The following is a 759-nucleotide window of genomic DNA, read 5'->3' on the forward strand; positions in this document are numbered from 1 at the left end:
GCCAGATATTGTGAATTGCCAGCTTGTCCGTGTCGCTTGGCCTTGCGGCCTCGCCTCACTTTCAAAGCCGACACCTTCACGGCATCGATTTTAAAAACCCATTCACAATGTCAAAGATGAGGTGCGTACACCTCGTATCCGCTTACGCGGAACTGTTGTCTTCATCAAAACTGGATCGTCGTTCGGGCGTTGGTGGAGCCTATCGGGATCGAACCGATGACCTGATGCTTGCAAAGCAACCGCTCTCCCAGCTGAGCTAAGGCCCCATGCGCCAGCAGTGAGATGCGATAGCGAAGCTATCGCACACATCTGCAAGCACGATCGGCGCGGTAGGCCGCGCCAGAGGGCGCGGCTTTGCGGGCCCCATCAAAGTATTACTTTGATGGGCTCCCTTTGCCGCGTCCGGCGGCGTGGCCGGGTGCTAGAGCGTAACAGCAGTGGTGGGCCGAGTAGGAGTTGAACCTACGACCTCACGCTTATCAGGCGTGCGCTCTAACCACCTGAGCTACCGGCCCGTGCCCGCTGCGCCGTCAGTCGCAGCTAAGCTGCGCCTTATGGCGCGCTTCGCCGCGCTGGCCGAACTGACCGACGTGCAAAATAGCTTCGCTATTTCGTCTCGTCGGTTCCAGTTTGATGAAGGGACATGAGGACGGCGGATTGGAATGTCTTTGGAATGGGAGGAAGCTCTTCTCCGACCGTAGCCGAAGCGCTTTCCGCCGCTATCCTTAGAAAGGAGGTGATCCAGCCGCAGGTTCCCCT

2 tRNA genes are annotated in these 759 nt (G+C 58.2%); both read right to left on the reverse strand.

Going from position 1 to position 759, the window contains the following annotated elements:
- Positions 1-190: 190 nt before the first annotated feature.
- Positions 191-266 (reverse strand) — tRNA-Ala (locus U1H82_RS18285).
- Positions 267-438: 172 nt separating this feature from the next.
- Positions 439-515, reverse strand: a tRNA-Ile gene (locus tag U1H82_RS18290).
- Positions 516-759 lie beyond the last annotated feature (244 nt).

It is taken from the genome of Sphingomonas fuzhouensis (assembly GCF_034659795.1).
GTDB lineage: Bacteria > Pseudomonadota > Alphaproteobacteria > Sphingomonadales > Sphingomonadaceae > Sphingomonas > Sphingomonas fuzhouensis.